General features: G+C 56.4%; 21 protein-coding genes. 11 read left to right on the forward strand and 10 right to left on the reverse strand.

Annotated elements, in window-relative coordinates:
- Positions 1 to 148: 148 nt before the first annotated feature.
- The 3 genes from rpmH to yidD are packed head-to-tail and all read left to right on the forward strand — an operon-like array spanning position 149 to position 954.
- Positions 149 to 283: a 50S ribosomal protein L34 gene (gene rpmH, locus C1J02_RS17980; protein ID WP_025063397.1), complete on the forward strand. Its 135-nt coding sequence runs from the start codon at positions 149 to 151 to the stop codon at positions 281 to 283.
- A 24-nt stretch (positions 284 to 307) separates the two neighbouring features.
- Positions 308 to 736, forward strand: a complete 429-nt coding sequence (gene rnpA / locus C1J02_RS17985) for a ribonuclease P protein component (protein WP_114879792.1) — start codon at positions 308 to 310, stop codon at positions 734 to 736.
- Positions 733 to 954, forward strand: a complete 222-nt coding sequence (gene yidD / locus C1J02_RS17990; protein WP_114879793.1) for a membrane protein insertion efficiency factor YidD — start codon at positions 733 to 735, stop codon at positions 952 to 954. The genes rnpA and yidD overlap by 4 nt, the downstream gene beginning before the upstream one ends.
- On the opposite strand, the gene C1J02_RS17995 is transcribed toward yidD, so the two are convergent.
- Complete coding sequence (locus tag C1J02_RS17995; protein ID WP_114879794.1) at positions 951 to 1,481, reverse strand: DUF3833 domain-containing protein; 531 nt, start codon at positions 1,479 to 1,481, stop codon at positions 951 to 953. The genes yidD and C1J02_RS17995 overlap by 4 nt on opposite strands.
- Before the next feature lie 61 nt (positions 1,482 to 1,542).
- On the opposite strand from C1J02_RS17995, the gene ttcA reads away from it, so the two are divergent.
- The 8 genes from ttcA to C1J02_RS18035 all read left to right on the forward strand — a co-directional run bounded on the left by ttcA (position 1,543) and on the right by C1J02_RS18035 (position 9,516).
- Positions 1,543 to 2,388, forward strand: coding sequence for a tRNA 2-thiocytidine(32) synthetase TtcA (ttcA, locus tag C1J02_RS18000; protein WP_114879795.1), 846 nt, complete (start codon positions 1,543 to 1,545; stop codon positions 2,386 to 2,388).
- A gap of 107 nt (positions 2,389 to 2,495) precedes the next feature.
- Positions 2,496 to 4,037 (forward strand): bifunctional diguanylate cyclase/phosphodiesterase, encoded by a 1,542-nt coding sequence (locus tag C1J02_RS18005; RefSeq protein WP_114879796.1) that lies wholly within the window; start codon positions 2,496 to 2,498, stop codon positions 4,035 to 4,037.
- A 176-nt stretch (positions 4,038 to 4,213) separates the two neighbouring features.
- Positions 4,214 to 6,073 (forward strand): membrane protein insertase YidC, encoded by a 1,860-nt coding sequence (gene yidC, locus C1J02_RS18010; protein WP_114879797.1) that lies wholly within the window; start codon positions 4,214 to 4,216, stop codon positions 6,071 to 6,073.
- Positions 6,073 to 6,813: an MOSC domain-containing protein gene (locus C1J02_RS18015; RefSeq protein WP_114879798.1), complete on the forward strand. Its 741-nt coding sequence runs from the start codon at positions 6,073 to 6,075 to the stop codon at positions 6,811 to 6,813. Before yidC ends, C1J02_RS18015 begins: the two co-directional genes overlap by 1 nt.
- 1 nt (position 6,814) lies before the next feature.
- On the forward strand, positions 6,815 to 7,465 hold the full coding sequence (yihA, locus tag C1J02_RS18020) for a ribosome biogenesis GTP-binding protein YihA/YsxC (RefSeq protein WP_114879799.1): 651 nt from the start codon (positions 6,815 to 6,817) through the stop codon (positions 7,463 to 7,465).
- Positions 7,466 to 7,509: 44 nt separating this feature from the next.
- Positions 7,510 to 8,373 carry an acetylglutamate kinase gene (argB, locus tag C1J02_RS18025; RefSeq protein WP_205389826.1) on the forward strand — a complete coding sequence of 288 codons (864 nt, stop codon included), beginning with the start codon at positions 7,510 to 7,512 and terminating at the stop codon, positions 8,371 to 8,373.
- Positions 8,370 to 9,023: a ferredoxin gene (locus C1J02_RS18030; RefSeq protein ID WP_114879801.1), complete on the forward strand. Its 654-nt coding sequence runs from the start codon at positions 8,370 to 8,372 to the stop codon at positions 9,021 to 9,023. The genes argB and C1J02_RS18030 overlap by 4 nt, the downstream gene beginning before the upstream one ends.
- A 1-nt stretch (position 9,024) precedes the next feature.
- The gene (locus C1J02_RS18035) at positions 9,025 to 9,516 is read left to right on the forward strand and encodes a histidine phosphatase family protein (protein ID WP_114879802.1); all 492 of its coding nucleotides are present in this window, start codon (positions 9,025 to 9,027) and stop codon (positions 9,514 to 9,516) included.
- Between the two features lie 33 nt (positions 9,517 to 9,549).
- On the opposite strand, the gene C1J02_RS18040 is transcribed toward C1J02_RS18035, so the two are convergent.
- From C1J02_RS18040 to C1J02_RS18080, 9 genes are all read right to left on the reverse strand, one after another.
- Entirely contained in the window at positions 9,550 to 10,317 is a 768-nt protein-coding gene (locus tag C1J02_RS18040; RefSeq protein ID WP_114879803.1) for an amino acid ABC transporter ATP-binding protein, read from the reverse strand.
- A gap of 14 nt (positions 10,318 to 10,331) precedes the next feature.
- Positions 10,332 to 11,630 (reverse strand): amino acid ABC transporter permease, encoded by a 1,299-nt coding sequence (locus C1J02_RS18045; protein WP_114879804.1) that lies wholly within the window; start codon positions 11,628 to 11,630, stop codon positions 10,332 to 10,334.
- Positions 11,631 to 11,633: 3 nt separating this feature from the next.
- Complete coding sequence (locus C1J02_RS18050; protein WP_114879805.1) at positions 11,634 to 12,848, reverse strand: amino acid ABC transporter permease; 1,215 nt, start codon at positions 12,846 to 12,848, stop codon at positions 11,634 to 11,636.
- A 154-nt stretch (positions 12,849 to 13,002) separates the two neighbouring features.
- Positions 13,003 to 14,019: an amino acid ABC transporter substrate-binding protein gene (locus C1J02_RS18055; RefSeq protein WP_114879806.1), complete on the reverse strand. Its 1,017-nt coding sequence runs from the start codon at positions 14,017 to 14,019 to the stop codon at positions 13,003 to 13,005.
- A 199-nt stretch (positions 14,020 to 14,218) separates the two neighbouring features.
- Positions 14,219 to 14,932 carry an ATP12 family chaperone protein gene (locus C1J02_RS18060; RefSeq protein WP_114879807.1) on the reverse strand — a complete coding sequence of 238 codons (714 nt, stop codon included), beginning with the start codon at positions 14,930 to 14,932 and terminating at the stop codon, positions 14,219 to 14,221.
- On the reverse strand, positions 14,929 to 15,612 hold the full coding sequence (locus C1J02_RS18065; protein WP_114879808.1) for an HAD-IA family hydrolase: 684 nt from the start codon (positions 15,610 to 15,612) through the stop codon (positions 14,929 to 14,931). The genes C1J02_RS18060 and C1J02_RS18065 overlap by 4 nt, the downstream gene beginning before the upstream one ends.
- Positions 15,609 to 16,658 (reverse strand): RluA family pseudouridine synthase, encoded by a 1,050-nt coding sequence (locus tag C1J02_RS18070; RefSeq protein ID WP_114879809.1) that lies wholly within the window; start codon positions 16,656 to 16,658, stop codon positions 15,609 to 15,611. Before C1J02_RS18070 ends, C1J02_RS18065 begins: the two co-directional genes overlap by 4 nt.
- A complete protein-coding gene (crcB, locus tag C1J02_RS18075; RefSeq protein WP_114880701.1) occupies positions 16,655 to 17,035 on the reverse strand; it encodes a fluoride efflux transporter CrcB in 381 nt (126 codons plus the stop codon). Before crcB ends, C1J02_RS18070 begins: the two co-directional genes overlap by 4 nt.
- A gap of 48 nt (positions 17,036 to 17,083) precedes the next feature.
- Positions 17,084 to 18,397 (reverse strand): replication-associated recombination protein A, encoded by a 1,314-nt coding sequence (locus C1J02_RS18080; protein ID WP_114879810.1) that lies wholly within the window; start codon positions 18,395 to 18,397, stop codon positions 17,084 to 17,086.
- Positions 18,398 to 18,399 lie beyond the last annotated feature (2 nt).

Consider the following 18,399-nt stretch of genomic DNA (forward strand, 5'->3'; position numbering starts at 1 on the left):
TCAATTGTTGCAACCAAAGCAGATTTTCGCCCCCGAGGGTTTGACTTGGGCCGATGACGGCAGTAGAGACCGGGCTTGAATTGACGTACGTTACACGAATCCAAGATCGATTCCTGCAACGGGCAAAGTATTAAGTGGAGACGGAGCGATGAAACGCACCTTTCAACCATCCAACCTCGTGCGCAAGCGGCGCCATGGTTTTCGCGCGCGCATGGCCACCAAAGCGGGTCGTAAGATCATCAATGCACGCCGCGCCCAGGGCCGCAAAGAACTAAGCGCGTAAACCGCGCCCAAAAGGTCTATGAAATTGACACCGCCGGAGGCACCCAAGGATGGCACAAACGCCGCCCAAGGGGAAACGCCCCCGGCGGTTTCTTTACGTGTGGACATACTTAGCAAACGCGCGGATTTTCAACGCGCCAGCCGCGCACTGCATGTGGCGACCACCGGGTTCATCTTGCAAATGCGTCAACGACGACCGGGTGAGACAACAGCGCATCCCGGCGGTATACGTGTGGGATTTACCTGTTCCAAGAAAGTTGGCAATGCCGTCGCCCGCAACCGCGCCAAGCGTCGTTTGCGCGAAGTCGCCCGCCTGATTTTACCTCACCATGGTCAGCCCGGTATGGATTACGTGTTGATCGGCCGCCGTGGTGCCACGGCTGAGCTGCCGTTTACCCAATTGCAATCGGATATGCACAAGGCGCTTGGTATTCTGCATGGTCGGCGCAAATGACATTGCTTGCGCATGCCCTCGCCTTGCCCATACGCGCCTATCGTCTGATATTCAGCCCATGGGTTGGGTACAACTGCCGCTACCATCCCACGTGCAGCGCCTATGCGCTGGAGGCATTGAAAAAGCACGGTGGCCTCAAAGGCGGCTGGTTGGCCGCCCGGCGTATCGCCCGGTGCCACCCATGGGGTGACAGCGGCGTCGATAACGTCCCCGACTAACGCACCTTGTCAAAGGTGATCTGAACCTCGCCAATATCAACGCCGTACTTTTTCATGTAGCCCCGATTGTAAACGCGGGTGTCGCTGAATTGCCAAAGCCAATCATCAAAAGCCACCCGCAACGTGCCGTCCGGCACCGGCAGATCGATCTTGTAGGCCCAGTTGAACGTGTCACCATCCGACCTCCCCTTGGCAGTGCCCAGAACGCCATCTGCCTTGCCGGTCCAGGTGTTCTGCCCGGTCTTGGTCATGCGCCAGATCCGCTGTTCCTCTGACCCGTCCTCATAGACGAAATCCTCGACCAGTGTCAGCGTTGTGCCGTCCCATGTGCCCTTGATATCAACATCAAAACGGCGGCGCACCGTGCCGAAAGTGTCCTGAAACTGCCCCGTTGCCAACACATGTCCATCAAAAAACTCTTCGATCTTGAGCACGCGGTCAGATAATTTGGGATCATCAATTGAAGGTTTGCCGGTGCACCCGGCCAAACCAACAGCCAGCATCCACACCATCACCAAAATCCGCATCTCATTTACCCCTCTGAAACCGCTGCTTGAACGCCAACTGTGGATCATCTAATTCAAACCCATGCTTGATCAACCCAAAGACATTCACCCGCTCTTTGATGGTGCCCCCCAGACGACAGAGTTTAAAAAACTCCGCAAACGCATTGTGCGCATGACCCGCGAGGCGATTGACCGATACGGGATGATTGAAAACGGCACGCCAAAAAAGCGCTGGCTGGTGTGCCTGTCGGGCGGCAAAGACAGCTATACGTTGCTTGCTGTGCTGCATGAGCTGCAATGGCGCGGGCTGCTGCCTGTTGATCTGCTGGCCTGCAATCTGGACCAGGGCCAACCCGGGTTTCCCGCCACTGTCCTGCCCGCATTCCTGAAAAAGATGGGCGTGCCACACCGGATTGAATATCAGGACACCTATTCCGTCGTGATGGACAAAACTCCCGCCGGGCGCACGCTATGCACCATGTGTTCGCGTCTGCGGCGCGGGCATCTTTACCGGATTGCGCGCGAAGAAGGCTGTTCCGCTGTTGTCCTTGGCCATCACCGCGATGACATTCTTGAAACGTTCTTTATGAACCTGTTTCACGGCGGACGTCTGGCCACCATGCCGCCAAAGTTGGTGAATGAAGAAGGTGATCTGTTTCTCTATCGTCCCCTCGCCCATGTGGCCGAAGCCGATTGTGAAAAGTTCGCCAAGTCCATGAATTACCCGATTATTCCGTGTGATTTGTGCGGCTCGCAGGATGGGTTGCAACGCCAACAGGTCAAAGCGATTTTGGATGGCTGGGAGGCCAACAGCCCCGGCAGACGTCAGATCATGTTTCGCGCACTGATGAACGCCCGACCTTCGCATCTTTTGGATCCGGCGCTGTTTGATTTTGCGGGCCTGCTGCGAAAATCAGACAAATCTTAGACAAATCTGAAAGAACAAAGCGTGTTCTGTTAACCGGCACATCAACTCTGGCGGGTTAATTTCGCCTGAGATCAACGCCGTTTCTGCGTTGGATTCGGGAGACGACGATGAGCCAGCGATATTTTTCAGCACTCACCAGATTGCAGCGCAACATCACAACTGTATTTTCCAGCACGGCCGCACTTGCATTTTTGCCTGCGATTTCGCTTGGAGCCTATTGGTTTGGTGGTGAGGCGACCCTGGTCATTGTCTCCGCATTATTGCCTGTCATCTATTTGCTCAGCACTGCAATCCCAACAAACCTGATGGTCTCACGCGACGCTGTCACCGGCCTGTTCCAACGCAGCGCATTCGAAGAATTGACCAATCAAGTCTATTTACGCGCCGCTGAAAACGGACGGCACTCAGCCACCTTTTTTCTCGCAATCGAAGACTATCAACAACTCATCGACCGTTATGGACAAGCTGCGGCTGACATCGTGGTGCAGCGTACAGGTGAGCGTCTGATCGCGGCACTGCGCGGTGATGACAACGTCGGACAGATGGGCGATGCCCGATTTGCGATCTGCATGGCACCGGTGCGCCACCTTGATCTTGAAATGTGCATCCAATTGGCCGGTCGATTGCAAAATGTTGCAGAAGAACCCATTTCGGTCGATGGGATCAGCGTCTATGTGTCGGTATCAATCGGCTTTTGCCAGCACGCCCGATCGCCAGCCAAAGATGGATACGGCTGGCTGCAAGCCGCGGCAACCGCATTGCGAGAGGCACAGCGCCGTGGACCGTCGGCGATCAGGGCCTTTTCAGACCAAATGCGCCGCGATACCCAGACCCGTGCAGAATTGCGCGAAGAGGTGGTGCAGGCCCTTAACTCAGGGCAAATTCAGCCTTGGTTCCAGCCCCAGATCTCGACTGACACGGGACAGATTACCGGGTTTGAGGCATTGGCCCGCTGGTCGCACCCTGAACGGGGCATGATCGCGCCTGCCGATTTTCTTCCCGCAATTGAAGAGATGGGAATGCTGGAACGGTTGGCCGAGGTGATGATGTATCACGCATTTGCGGCCCTGAAAGCTTGGGATGGTGCGGGCGTTGATGTGCCACAGGTGGGCGTGAACTTTGCCGGGTCGGAATTGAACAATCCGCAGTTATTGGAAAAGATAAAATGGGAACTGGATCGCTTTGATCTGACCCCTGACAGGTTGGCGGTCGAGGTTTTAGAAACCGTGGTGGCCAGCGCTCCGGACGATGTCATCACCCGCAATATCAATGCTTTGGGCAAGTTGGGATGCCGTATCGATCTGGATGACTTTGGCACTGGAAACGCCTCAATCGCGTCGATCCGACGCTTTGCAGTCAGCCGGATCAAGATTGATCGGTCATTTGTGATGAAAGCAGACCGGGACCCGGAACAACAACGCATGATCGGGGCAATCCTGACAATGGCAGAGCGGCTGGGTGTAGAAACCTTGGCTGAAGGCGTCGAATCTGTTGGAGAACATGTGCTGCTGGCGCAACTGGGCTGCGACCATGTTCAGGGGTTCGGCATCGCCCGCCCCATGCCGTTCGAGCAGACCTTGGATTGGATCGCGCGACACACGGCCAAACTGCAAGAAGTCCCGCGCATCATGAACGGCAAAGCAACGTAACGCTTTCCCGATCAAAAGAACCAAAATGAGCCGCCTGCGCGTTATGGCGCAAATACGAAAAAATGCGGTGAAGAATACCCGCTCAAATAGCCCAAAAACCCGATTCCGCTTGACCTTTGGTGCTGCACTCTGTTGAACCCACGCTGATATATCACAGACATCAGGTGGCTGTCCCAATGGACGAACAGAACAAGAATCTCATCCTTGCTACGGCGCTCAGTTTCATCGTGATCCTTGTTTGGTTCGTTCTCTTCCCGCCGCCTGAGCCGGAAACACCCATCGACGGCACGGTTCAGACGACTGAAGGGGCCGTGGATGGCGCTGTTGTGCCCATCGCACCCGCAGATACCACAGCCCCCGCTGCTGCCATCGGCACAAGCCCTCAATCGCCGACCGAAGCGCTTGCAAATGCGCCTCGTGTGCCAATTGCCACTGACCGCCTGAGCGGATCGATCTCTCTGTTAGGAGGGCGGATCGACGATTTGAAGCTCAATGACTATCGCACAACGCTTGATGCGGATGCTGAGGTCGTGACCATGTTGTCACCCGAAGGCACCAATGACGCTTACTATGCCCTGCATGGCTGGGCACCCGGTGCGGGCGTTGACGCCGCTTCGGTACCCGGCGTGGACACCGAATGGACGCTCAGCACGGGTGAAACACTTGGCATCAACAGCCCAATCACCCTGACCTGGGACAATGGCGCTGGACAGGTGTTTTCACGCACCATCGCCGTGGATGACGAATATATGTTCACGGTCTCGCAATCTGTCACCAACAACAGCGATGCCCCAATCAGCATGGCCCCCTACGGCATGATCGCCCAACACGGTGAACCGCAAGACCTCAAAAAGTTCTTTATTCTGCACGAAGGTGCGGTTGCACACGCCGATGGCGAATTGGCCGAAACCGATTGGGATGACATCGCAGAGGCCGAAGTGAATGCCAAATGGGGCCGCCCGGCGATTGTGACCGAGGACGTCGCCGACGGCTGGATTGGCTTTAGCGACCACTATTGGCAAGCGGTCCTGATCCCCGCGACCGAACAGGCATACGACCAGGCATTGACCTATGATGCGCGCAGCGACATCTACCGTGCGTTTGCCCGCCTTCCGACCCAGACCATTGCAGCAGGGGCAACGACAACATCGACCACCAAGCTTTTTGCAGGGGCGAAAGAGTGGGAAACACTGCGCGCCTACGAAGCTGACGGGGTTACGAAATTTATCGACAGCATTGACTGGGGCTGGTTCTTTTTCCTGACCAAACCGATCTTCTGGCTGTTGCACTATCTGAACGGCCTGATCGGGAATATGGGCATTGCCATCATCGGTCTGACACTGCTGATCAAGGCCATGCTGTTTCCGCTGGCCTACAAGTCCTATGTCTCCATGGCCAAAATGAAAGAGCTGCAACCGCAGATGGAGAAGCTCAAGAAAGACGCAGGCGATGATCGCCAGAAAATGCAGCAAGGCATGATGGAGCTTTACAAGCGCGAAAAAGTGAACCCGGCCGCGGGCTGTTTGCCGATCCTGCTGCAAATCCCGATCTTTTTCTCGCTCTACAAGGTGATCTTTGTCACCATTGAATTGCGCCACGCGCCGTTCTTTGGCCCCTTCCAGGACCTCAGCAACCCCGACCCGACATCGCTGTTGAACCTTTTTGGCCTGCTCCCCTGGGCTGGTCCCGAAGCGGGTTCAATCATGGCGCTGATCTTTATCGGCATCCTGCCGCTGTTGCTGGGCATCTCAATGTTCCTTCAGCAAAAGCTGAACCCGGCCCCCACCGACCCGACACAGCAAATGATCTTTGCATGGATGCCTTGGGTGTTCATGTTCATGCTGGGCGGGTTTGCCTCTGGCCTCGTGGTGTACTGGATCGCGAACAACACGATCACCTTTACGCAGCAGTATCTGATCATGCGCAGCCAAGGGTACAAACCTGATCTGCTGGGCAACATCACCAGCGGCCTGAAACGCAAAAAAGCGGCTGCTGCCAATGATACAAAAGCGCCGTCCGGCAAGAGCAAAAAGTAATGCAGATTACAGCCCTTTATCGGCATCCGCTGAAAAGCCATGGGCGCGAAGCACTGCAAACGGTCACTTTGCATGCTGGTCAAAGCATGCCTTTTGACCGCAGCTGGGCAGTGGCCCATGACGCGTCCAAGGCGGATGGCAGCACCTGGGCACCGTGCCAGAATTTCAGCCGGGGGTCCAAGGCCCCCGCGCTGATGGCCATCAACGCCGTGCTGGATGAAAAGTCGGGGCGGCTTACCCTTAGCCACCCGGACCGTCCCGATCTGACCTTTGATCCAAATCAGGAAGCAGATATTTTCCTAAAATGGGTCAAGCCGCTGGTGCCCCAGAACCGCGCCCTGCCGGACCGCATATTGCAGTTGTCCGGGCGTGGTTTCACTGATTCAGACTATGCGTCAATCAGCCTGTGCAATACCGCGTCCCATGCAGCCGTGTCAGAACGGGCCGGCACAGATTTGTCGCCCCTGCGCTGGCGTGGCAACATCTGGTTTGAGGGCGAGGCACCGTGGCAGGAAATGGATTGGATCGGCAAGGAAATAGCGCTTGGCGCGGCCACGCTCGCCATCCGCGAACCGATCCAGCGCTGCCTGGCGACGACCGCGAACCCCGAGACCGGTGCGCGCGATGTCGATACATTGGGCATCCTCAACAGCACGTGGGATCATCAGAATTTCGGCATTTACGCCGAAGTTATCAAGGGCGGGCCAGTCGCATTGGGCGACAGCCTGACGGTACACTGACATGCAATTGCCATTTCCCGTTGCCGAAGAGCCGGATGCGATCGCCATCGAAAAAGGCCGGCTTCTTTTCGCGGGTGAAACCCAGTTTGTCAAAGGTGTGGTGGCCATGGACGGCCTGCCCCCTGCCGATCGGATGGAGGTCTGCTTTGCCGGGCGATCCAACGTGGGCAAATCCACTCTGATCAACGCGCTGACCGGCATGAAGGCCTTGGCACGAGCGTCCAACACCCCGGGTCGCACGCAAGAGATTAACTATTTCACCGCAGGTGAGGAACATTATCTGGTTGATTTGCCCGGCTATGGATATGCCAACGCGCCGGTCCCAGTCGTTGAAAAATGGCAACGGTTGCTCAAGCAATATTTGTCGGGCCGCCAAACCCTGCGCCGTGCCTTTGTTTTGATTGATGCGCGCCACGGCGTCAAAAAGGTCGACGATGAAATCATGTCGCTGCTCGACAGTTCGGCGGTCATTTTTCAGGCGGTGCTGACCAAGGCCGATAAAGTGAAAGAAGCCGAACGCGCCAAGGTACTGGATCAGGTACGCGGCGCGCTCGCCAAGCACCCTGCAGCGTATCCAGAAATTATTGTGACCTCTTCAGAAAAAGGCTGGGGCATCCCAACATTGCGTGCCATCATCGCCACGCTGGAATAGCATCACAGGCCCGCTTTCCGCTGGTCTGCTCAAGGGTCAAAAGAATGAGAACACAAGACATGAATCGTGATTGGATTGGCACGGCCCGTACCTTATCGCAAGCGCTGCCCTATCTGCAGCGCTATGCAGATGCGACTGTGGTCATAAAACTTGGTGGTCACGCCATGGGCAGTGACGACGCGATGGACGAATTTGCCCGCGACGTTGCATTGATGCGGCAAGTCGGCGTGAACCCGGTGATCGTGCATGGCGGTGGCCCGATGATCAACGACATGCTCAGACGGCTTGACATCAAATCTGAGTTTGTGAATGGCAAGCGTGTTACCGATGCCGCGACCATGGAAGTGGTCGAAATGGTGTTAAGCGGCGTCGTGAACTCCAAAATCGTGCAGGCCATCACCGAACAGGGGGGGCGCGCTGTTGGCGTTTCGGGCAAGGATGGCGGATTGATCATCTGCGATCAGGAAAATCCCGAACTGGGGCTGGTCGGCAGACCCACCAAAGTGAACCCGCGCCTGTTGCGCGACTTTGCCGACAAGGGGATCATTCCAGTGATTGCACCGCTGGGCATGGGCGAAAACGGCGAGACATTTAACATCAATGGCGACACGGCTGCGGGTGCGATTGCTGCTGCACTCAAGGCGGATCGCCTGTTGCTGTTAACGGACGTTGCCGGGGTCAAGAATGCGTCAGGTGACGTGCTGACTGAACTCAGCGCTGGTCAGATTCGCGACATGGTGGCCGATGGGACCATTGCGGGCGGTATGATCCCGAAAACCCAGACAGCGCTTGATGCGTTGGACGGTGGTGTGCGTGCTGCAGTTATCCTGGACGGTCGTGCGCCCAATGCCTGCTTGCTGGAACTCTTCACCGAACACGGTGCAGGCAGCATCATCCGTAACGGATGAACTGGGACGCCCTGAAAACCAAAGCGTGCGCGCATCATCTGAGCGTATTGGGCGGGTTTCATCCAAGCGCTGACGATATTGTACCTCAGGGATGCCAGACGCTTATCCTGCTTGGCCCGAACGAGCCCGCATTTTGGCCCGCGTTTATCGCGTCAGGCGAATATACCGACGGTGCCGCAAACCCCCTTGATCGCTGGTCAACGCGGGTCGTCGGTGCCTTGGCGCAAGAACTGAATGCAACGGCGCTCTATCCTTTTGGTGGCGCGCCGTATCATCCGTTTTATACATGGGCGCTGCGCACAGGGCGCATTCACGCCTCGCCCATTAATTTTCTCGTACACGATAGGGCCGGATTGTTTGTGTCCTTCCGTGGGGCGCTGTGTCTCAAAGATAAAATACCGTTACCGGCAGCACCGCCAAACCCATGCCTCACCTGCCCTGACCAGCCCTGCAGAACCGCGTGCCCCGTGGGTGCCCTAACCCCCGAAGGCTATGATGTGGTAGGATGCAAGGACTATCTGGATACGGCAGCGGGTGCAGACTGTTTGACCAGCGGCTGCGCTGTGCGCCGCGCATGCCCGGTGTCCCAGAGATTTGGCCGCATCCCTGCCCAATCGGCCTTTCACATGCGCGCGTTTAAAGGAGATTGAGATGAAACGCCTAATCCTGATGCGACACGCAAAATCAGATTGGTCCGCTGGGGCCGGGTCTGATCACGACAGGCCACTGAATGCGCGCGGCGTGGCAGCGGCCCAAGCGCTTGGGGATTGGCTTCGCGCGCAGGATCTGTTGCCAGATCAGGTCCTAAGCTCGTCGTCGAAGCGCACAGGTCAGACTTTCATCGGGCTTGGACTGGCCGATGATACGCCGACGACTTTCACACGTGATCTTTATCTTGCCACACACAACGACTTGTTGGCGGCCTTGCGTCAGGCGACGGGAAACGTGGTGCTGATGTTGGGGCATAATCCCGGTATCTCAATCACTGCGGCACAGCTGGTTTCGACACCACCGGACCACCCGAAATTTAATCAATACCCGACAGGTGCCACGCTGGTCGCTGATTTTGAGATTGATCACTGGCGTGATGCAGATTGGGGAAACGCAGTCGCGCGACACTTTGTCGTGCCGCGCGATCTGTAATTCTGTGCTGGTGGGGCCAGGACCCCGCCGGTCTTAGTGACCCAGAATCTGGCTCAGGAACAGCTGCGTCCGGGGCGATTTTGGGTTGTTAAAGAACTCTTCAGGCTCATTCTGTTCGACGATCTGCCCTTCATCCATAAAGATAACCCGGTTCGCAACCTGACGGGCAAAGCCCATCTCGTGCGTGACGCAGAGCATGGTCATGCCTTCTTCGGCAAGCTCGATCATGGTGTCGAGAACCTCCTTGATCATCTCAGGATCAAGCGCCGATGTTGGTTCATCGAAAAGCATGATACGTGGGCGCATGCACAACGAACGCGCAATCGCCACACGCTGTTGCTGACCACCGGAAAGCTGACCGGGATATTTATCCGCCTGTTCCGGGATCTTAACCTTTTTCAAGAAATGCATCGCCGTTTCTTCGGCCTCTTTCTTGGGTGTTTTCCGCACCCAGATCGGAGCCAGCGTACAATTCTCAAGGATTGTGAGATGTGGGAACAAGTTGAAGTGCTGAAAGCACATGCCGACTTCCGACCGGATCTTGTCGATGTTCTTGAGGTCCGAGGACAACAATGTGCCGTCCACCTCAATCGTTCCTTTTTGATGCTCTTCCAGCGCGTTGATGCAGCGGATCAGCGTGGATTTACCAGAACCGGACGGCCCGCAAATCACGATCCGTTCGCCGCGATGGACGGTCAGATCAATGTCGCGCAGCACATGGAATGTGCCGTACCATTTGTTCATACTGTTAATGCTGATCGCGATTTCGTCGGATACTTGCATCTGTTTTGCTTCGGCCATTGTTTAGCCCTTTCTTAACGGTGATCTGTCGCGAGGCGGCGTTCAAGCCACTGCGAATATTGTGAAATGCCATAGCAAACGATGAAGAACAGGACGGCAGCGAACATAAAGAGTTCCCAATAGACTCCGTTCCAGTCTGTAGAGGCAAGGATCGGCCCGCGGATCATACCGACAATGTCGAAAAGCGAGATCACGGAAACCAGCGTGGTGTCCTTGAACAAGCCCACGGCGATATTGACGATACCGGGGATCGAGATCTTAAGCGCCTGCGGCAGGATGATCAGCCGCATGGATTGCGCATAGTCCAACCCCAGTGAATCGCCCGCTTCATATTGTCCTTTTGGCAAGGCAGCCAGACCACCCCGTATCACTTCGGCGATATAGGCCGACGAGAACATCGTGATCATGATCACCACGCGCAGGAACAAATCAACCGTCGCATCCGGTGGAAAGAAATACGCCAGCATGACATTCGCCACAAAAAGCAGCGTGATCAACGGGACGCCCCGGATGAATTCGATGAACAAAACGCTGATCATCTTGACGACCGGCAGGTTGGATTGACGCCCCAATGCGAGCGCGATCCCGATCGGTACTGACAATGACACACATGTCACGCCCAGCATCATGTTCAGCATGAAACCACCCAGATTGCGGCTGGGTACAGCGGCAAGCATCGCATTGTCAGACGCGCCGGCAGGGATCAGCAGGCCACCGATGTACCAGACCACACAGGCGACGGCGATCCCGCCAAAGAACCCTGCGGCAAAGCTGTTTTTTACGAACCGTTCATAAACGAAATAGCCCGCGACAAAACCCAGGAGCGCCAGAATTGGCACAAAGATCGTGCCGCCCCAAATCAGCCAATAGGCAAGAAATGGATAGACGCCTGTGAAAAGCAACAACTTGCGGGGCAGGTCAAAGAACAACACCGGTGCGGCGGCTACAAACAGCAGCACGAATGCGAGCGTCGGACGCCAGTAGCTGTCACTTGGATAGGTAAACCCAAACAAAAGCTGGTTCCAGCGTTCTGTCAGAACCGAAAAGCATGCGCCGGTCACCCCATCAAGGGCTTCGCGGCATTCTGCCAGACTTGTAGTGTTCCAAAGTCCGTTCAGCATCCAAGGCAAGGTTGCTGTCAGGATCACATAGATCACATAGATCGCCGCAACGGTCAGAAGCGCATTCGGCCATGTGGCAAAAAGATTGGTGCGCATCCAAAGAACAGGGCCACTTGCCGCCGTGGGTGGTGCCACCGGAGGCAGCGCCGTTTCACGGACAAAAGCGACGGATTGTGCATGTGTATCTGACATGGCTTAACGCTCCTTCAGCTTGGTGGCATTGTTGTAGACGTTCATCACCAGCGAGATCGACAGCGATATGATCAGATAGAACAACATCAGCAGCAGGACGCATTCAATCGCGCGGCCTGTTTGGTTGAGGGTAATCCCGCCAAGGGTCGCTGTGATGTCCGCATAGCCCACCAAAATCGCCAGTGACGAGTTTTTGGTGATGTTCAGGTATTGTGAAATGAGCGGTGGAATGATCACCCTCAACGCCTGTGGCAGCACCACAAGGTTCATCACACGACCGGGACGCAGGCCCAGCGCAGATGCCGCTTCGGTTTGGCCACGTGAAACCGCTTGAATGCCAGCACGGACGTTTTCAGCGATAAAGGCACCGGTATAGATCGACAAAGCGAACCACAGTGCGATCAAGGGCGCACCAATCTGCAGCCCCCCCTGAAAGTTAAAGCCTTTAAGTGCAGGATAATCGAGCCCGATCGGTGACCCCATGATGAAGTACATCAGGATCGTCGGTACGAAAAAGATCGCAATTGATGGCCAGAGCATTGGCAACAGGCGGCCCGTATCAAACAGCAGCTTTGTGGCATATCGGCGATACGCGAACACACCGATTATCGACAAGAGAAACGTTGCCACGACCACCATTGATCCCGGTCCCCAGACAGGAGATGGAATATAGACGCCACGGTTGGTAAAGGCGACCGCATCCAGGAACAAGGTCGAGCTTGGCGTTTCACCCCGGAACGCGTTCGGCGCAGGCATGGAAACCGTCATGATCGTATAGATGATCAAAATCCAGATCAGCACCGGGATGTTGCGGAATATCTCGACGTAAAAAGACATCAACTTGCGCACCAGCCAGTTTTTGGAAAGGCGCAGCACCCCGGCGAGCACGCCAAAGATGGTGGCGGTAATACAAGCCAGAAAAGCAACCAGTAGCGTGTTTAGAATCCCGACCCAGGCCGCCTGAAGGTTCGAGGACTGGCTGGTATAAGAGATAAGCGTCTGGTTGATGTCATACCCGGCGGGGCTGCCCAAGAATTCATAGCTGATATTCAGGCCAGCGGCGCGGAGGTTCGCGGCAAGGTTGGAGCCAAGATACCAAAAGGCCGCAACCAGTAAGATCAAGGCAATGGCTTGCATTGTCATTGCGCGATAGCGCGTATCGTACAATAGCATGGAGAGCCGGAACTCTCCCTTCGGGGCGTCGGTGAGTGTCGTCATGAAACTGTTCCCTGTGTCCCTGGCCTTTTTTATGGTGCATCTTTTTGATGCGTGGCCGGGTCATTTATTGGTCGTCCCACTGCATCTTATGTGCAGCATAATCGTCTAAGCGCAAAGGGCGCGAGGTGATCCTCGCGCCCTTTGGCATCAGTTCTTAGCGGAACGGAGGCGTATAAAGCAGCCCGCCATCTGTCCACTGTGCGTTCAGGCCACGGGCCAGACCGATTGGTGTTTCTTCGCCAATGTTCTTGGCAAAGATTTCGCCATAGTTGCCACCAGCCATAATGGCCGCTTTGGCCCAGCCAGCGTCAAGACCCAGCATTTCACCCAATGTACCTTCGGTACCCAACAGACGGGCAACCTCGGGGTTGGTGGTGTTGCCAGCCATCTCTTCGATGTTGGCCGATGACACACCCAGCTCTTCCGCTGCGATCAGTGCGTTCAATGTCCAACGGACAACGTCACCCCATTCGTTGTCGCCATGGCGAACAAGCGGGCCAAGTGGTTCTTTTGAAATGATCTCAGGCAGCAAAACGTGATCGCCTGGGTTTTCAAAGGTCGCACGTGTCGCAGCCAGACCGGATGCGTCTGTGGTGTACGTGTCGCAGGCACCGGCAAGGTACTGCTGCTGGCCTTCGGCGTTTGTTTCAATTGGCACCGGCTCATAGCTGATGTTGTTCGCACGGAAGAAATCCGCGAGGTTCAGCTCTGTTGTTGTACCGGTCTGAATGCAGACGGTTGCGCCGTCCAGATCCTTGGCAGATGAAACACCCAGTGCTTTGGGTACCATGAAGCCTTGGCCGTCATAGTAGTTCACGCCGATGAAATCGAACTTAAGGTCGACATCACGTGAGAATGTCCATGTTGTGTTACGAGCCAACATGTCGATTTCGCCAGACGCCAGCGCGGTAAAGCGTGTTTTGCCCGTTGTTGGAATGAATTCAACAGCTGTCGGATCATTCAGAACCGCGGCTGCAACAGCGCGGCAGACCGCGACGTCAAAGCCATCCCAAACGCCATTGGCGTCCGGAGCAGCGAAACCAACCAGACCGGTTGTCACACCACAGTTCAGCTTGCCGCGCGCTTTCACGTCGTCAATTGTGCCAGCTGCTGCGGCACCGGCAGCAAGACCAGCTACGGTCAGCGCGCCAAAAATTACGGATTTTTTCATTGTTACCTCTTCCTGATATTCCGCCGCGTTTATGGGCGGTTAAACCGACCTCTTTTGAAGCCGGAGGTGATACTGTGCAAAGTGATCTCTACTCAGTCGCCCGCAGTGTGGTCGGATTCCCATTTGAAGGTCAAGGGTGGGTTGTTCAAAATCGCGTAAACCAAGGCTCTGAGACCCGTGTAAGGCGATTAAAACCGTATTAATTGGTCTGACAAAGCCGGAACATGCGGCAGGCATGCAGGAAACCAGCCTTTTTCAGTGCTGCCATCGCTTCGGCATCGTCGTCGTGACCCCATTGTTCAGCCTGCCAGATTTCGTCTAACCGCGATAGGTCCCACAGCTCTTGTGGGTCGCGTGCTTCAAGTGTGGCAGCAAACCCCAAAATAAGTGAGCCTGACAGACTGACCAGATCATGAAATGCGGTCAGTTCAAAGGCGTCAAACGCGTGCGTTCGGGCGCTGAGTTTATGCAATTCAACAGGGTCCTGGGGCTGATGGATCACACCAGGGCGGGTCTGCAACCGAACATTCAGCGCTTGTTCCGCCCAATCCAGCATAGGATCCCATTGCGCCGTCTGCCTTGCAACCAGCGCCTCGGGGGCCTCGGCGCGGTAACACATCAAATCAGCGTCGCCGTAGGCCGCCAGCATATCCGCGACCTCAGCGTGCTGCACCGACACTTTGTCAATCGCGGCGTTGGCGGTTTTGGTCACTGGCATGGTCTGAGGTTTGATCACACCCTCTTGGGCCTGCCATTCTGCAGCAACAGCATCTGCGATCACCTCAGTTGGTAAGATCAGCGGGCGTTTGGCAGGCGTTTTGACCAATCGCCCATCAAGCTCGATGGTAAAGCCACCCGTTGAAGGCACGACAACAGCTTCTTTCCAGAATCGTTTTGCTTTCCAGTCGCTCATCTCGCCTCACCCCATACCGATTGAAGGGTCGGAAGCAGATCAGCAAATCCGTCAATCACCAAGTGGGCATTGCCCAGCTTTTCGCGGCCATGATAGCCCCAGCTTACGCCAATGCCTCTGACCCCAGCAGCCACCGCCATATCCATGTCAAAGCTGGTATCGCCGATCATCACGGTGTTGTCAGCGGTCACGCCTGCATCCGTCATCGCCTGCAGGATCATCGATGGGTGTGGTTTTGACGGATGAAAATCCGCAACCTGTTGAGTAATAAATACGTCATGCAGCGCATGACCTTCGATCAGCTTGTCCAGACCACGTCGCGATTTTCCCGTCGCCACACCTAACAACGTATCCGGCCTTGCGCCCAATATCTTGAGTGCCGCCAATGCCCCCGGATAAAGCGGCGATGACTGCGCCACACCGGCATCCGCGCGCAGCTGAATGTAGGCGTCCTTATAGGCCTGAACCATCTTCGCATGGACATCACTGGCAGCGTCAGGCGCAAGGACGGGTATTGCGACATTCAAAGACAGCCCGACAATGCTCAACAACGTCTCACGCGGTGGCAATGGCACCTTCACAGACGCAAAAGCCGCCGTCATCGCTGCGACAATATCGCCTTGGCTGTCTACAAGCGTGCCATCGACATCAAAGATCACTAAACGCAAGGGGGCGCTCACCCCCAATCCTCCTCAAACGGATCGTCAGGAACATCAGAGGCGGACCACTGAAACGTATCCCACGTGCGCTGCATGTGATCCGGCATTGGGGCAATCAACTTGAGCTGTGCTTTGGTCACGGGATGCTCGATTGTCAGAGAGCGCGCGTGCAGATGCAGCTTTTTCGAGATATCACCGCCCAGCTGTGCGCCCCATCCGTCACCCATGTTGTCCTGACCGGATCCACCATACTTGCCATCACCGACAATCGGATGCCCAATCTCGGCCATGTGCGCGCGCAACTGGTGGGTGCGGCCCGTCACCGGGATCAGCGCCGCCCAGCAGGTGCGTGTTCCGGCCTGCGCCAGCACCGCGTAGTCCGTTACCGCGCGCTTTGCGCCTTCGGTTGTGTCGACGTCACGCGGATGGACTGCGATCATCTTTTCGCCTTCGCCCCGTGCGCCATGGCCGCCCGCTTTGACCAGACCATATTTGATCTGACCATGTTTTGGATGCGGCACGCCTGCGACAGCGGCCCAATATATCTTGCGCGTCTCCCGGTGCCGGAAACTTGCCGTCAGTGCCGCCGCAACCGACCGGGTGCGCGCCATCAACAGAACACCAGACGTATCCTTATCGATCCGGTGCACCAGCCTTGGTTTTTCATCCAGATCAAACATCAACGCCTCTGCCAAGGCATCAACATGACGGTCCGATTGCCCAGATCCCCCCTGCACCGGCAGGCCGGGTGGTTTGTTCAGCGCAATCACATGATCGTCGCGGTAAATCACACAAGATCGGATGAATTTGGCATCCGCTTCCGTCACCCGCGTGCGTTTGGGCGGCGGCGGTGCTTCTTTATCAGGCAGCGGCGGGATGCGGACCTGTTGACCAACCTCCAGCCGCGTCGACGCCTTAACGCGACCGCCATCGACACGAATGTCGCCCTTGCGGCACATCTTTTCGATGCGCCCCTGCGAGATTAACGGGAACGTGCGCTTGAACCAGCGGTCCAGCCGCTGGTCGCCGTCGCCATCTTCCACAATCAGGGTCTGAACCCGGCTCATACAAATACTCCTCGGGCCAACCATAGGCCCAACATCAATCCAATTATCGACAACCCCACAGAGAGCGCGACATATCCAGCCGCCGCCCCAATCTGCCCGCGTTCCATCAACGTGACTGTTTCCAGCGAAAACGCCGAGAACGTGGTGAAGCCACCCAGCAACCCGGTCATCACAAAGGGGCTAAGGTGTGTCAGCCCGCGATGTGCAGCGGCAACAACAAAAAAGCCCATCAGAAAGGATCCGATGACATTTACAGTCAGGATCGCAAACGGGAATTCGGTCGGGCCAGCCAGACGCAGGGCGACCGTGCCGAAAATGAAACGCAAAGACGCGCCAATCGCACCACCAAGGGCAACAAGGGACAGGGTTGAAATCATTCGCATCCCATCGCGCGGGCGGACGCCAGAGTCAAGTTTGACTGGCACTTACGTCTGGTCGTCGCGTTTCATCCGCAGCTTGGTGAAATAATCGAGCCGCTTTTTCAGCTCGCGTTCAAACCCACGTTCAACCGGGGCATAAAGCACCGGCCGTTTCATGGTTTCGGGAAAATAATCCTGCCCCGAAAACCCATCCTCTGCATCATGGTCATAGGCATAACCCGCGCCGTATCCTTGTTCTTTCATCATCTTGGTCGGCGCATTCAGAATATGCTTTGGCGGCGGTTCTGACCCGGTTTCCTTGGCTGCCTTGCGCGCCCCTTTATAGGCAACATAGGCGGCGTTCGATTTCGGGGCGAGCGCCAGATAGGCCACCGCTTGGGCCAGCGCCAGTTCCCCCTCGGGGCTGCCTAGGCGTTCAAAGGTCTCCCATGATTGCAAACACACCGCCTGCGCCTGTGGGTCGGCCAGACCGATGTCCTCCACCGCCATCCGGGTGATCCGGCGCGCCAGATAGCGTGGATCCTCACCACCCTCCAACATCCGCGCAAACCAATAAAGTGCCGCATCCGGGTCCGACCCTCGCACCGACTTGTGCAGCGCGGAAATCAGATTGTAATGCGCATCGCCGCCCTTGTCGTATTGCGCCGCCCGGCGCATCAGACGAGTCGCAAGCGCAGTTTTATCCAGCTTGCCTTCGCCCTTCCACGCCACCACTTGTTCGATCAGGTTCAACAACGCGCGCCCGTCGCCGTCCGCCATCTCAAGCAATGCCTCACGCGCCGGACCGTCCAATGGCAGCGGTTTGCCCACCTCCTGCTCAGCCCGCTGCGCGAGTTTCTCCAGATCGGACAGCGGCAGCCGCTCCAACACCAAAACCTGAGCGCGGCTCAGCACAGCGGCGTTCAGCTCAAAACTGGGGTTTTCCGTGGTCGCCCCGACAAGAAGGATGGTGCCATCCTCCATATGCGGCAAAAACCCGTCTTGCTGCGCTTTGTTAAAGCGATGGATTTCATCAACGAAAAGCAATGTCCCCTGCCCGTTTTGACGCCGTATCTTGGCGGCCTCAAATACTTTGCGCAGTTCCGGCACACCGCTGAAAATCGCAGATATTTGCACAAAATGCAGGTCCGTCTCATCCGCCAGCAACCGCGCGATGGTGGTTTTGCCAACGCCGGGCGGGCCCCAAAAAATAAGCGAGCTTAGCGCACCAGAGGCCAACATGACGGTCAGGGGTGCGTCCGGTCCCAGTACCTTTTGCTGGCCGATGACCTCCGACAAGGCCTTGGGACGCAACCGATCCGCCAAAGGCCGGTGGGCGCTGTCGGGCAAAGCCGCGCCGTTATCGAATAAATCGACCATGC

Source organism: Sulfitobacter sp. SK011, assembly GCF_003352065.1.
In the GTDB taxonomy this organism is placed as follows: domain Bacteria; phylum Pseudomonadota; class Alphaproteobacteria; order Rhodobacterales; family Rhodobacteraceae; genus Sulfitobacter.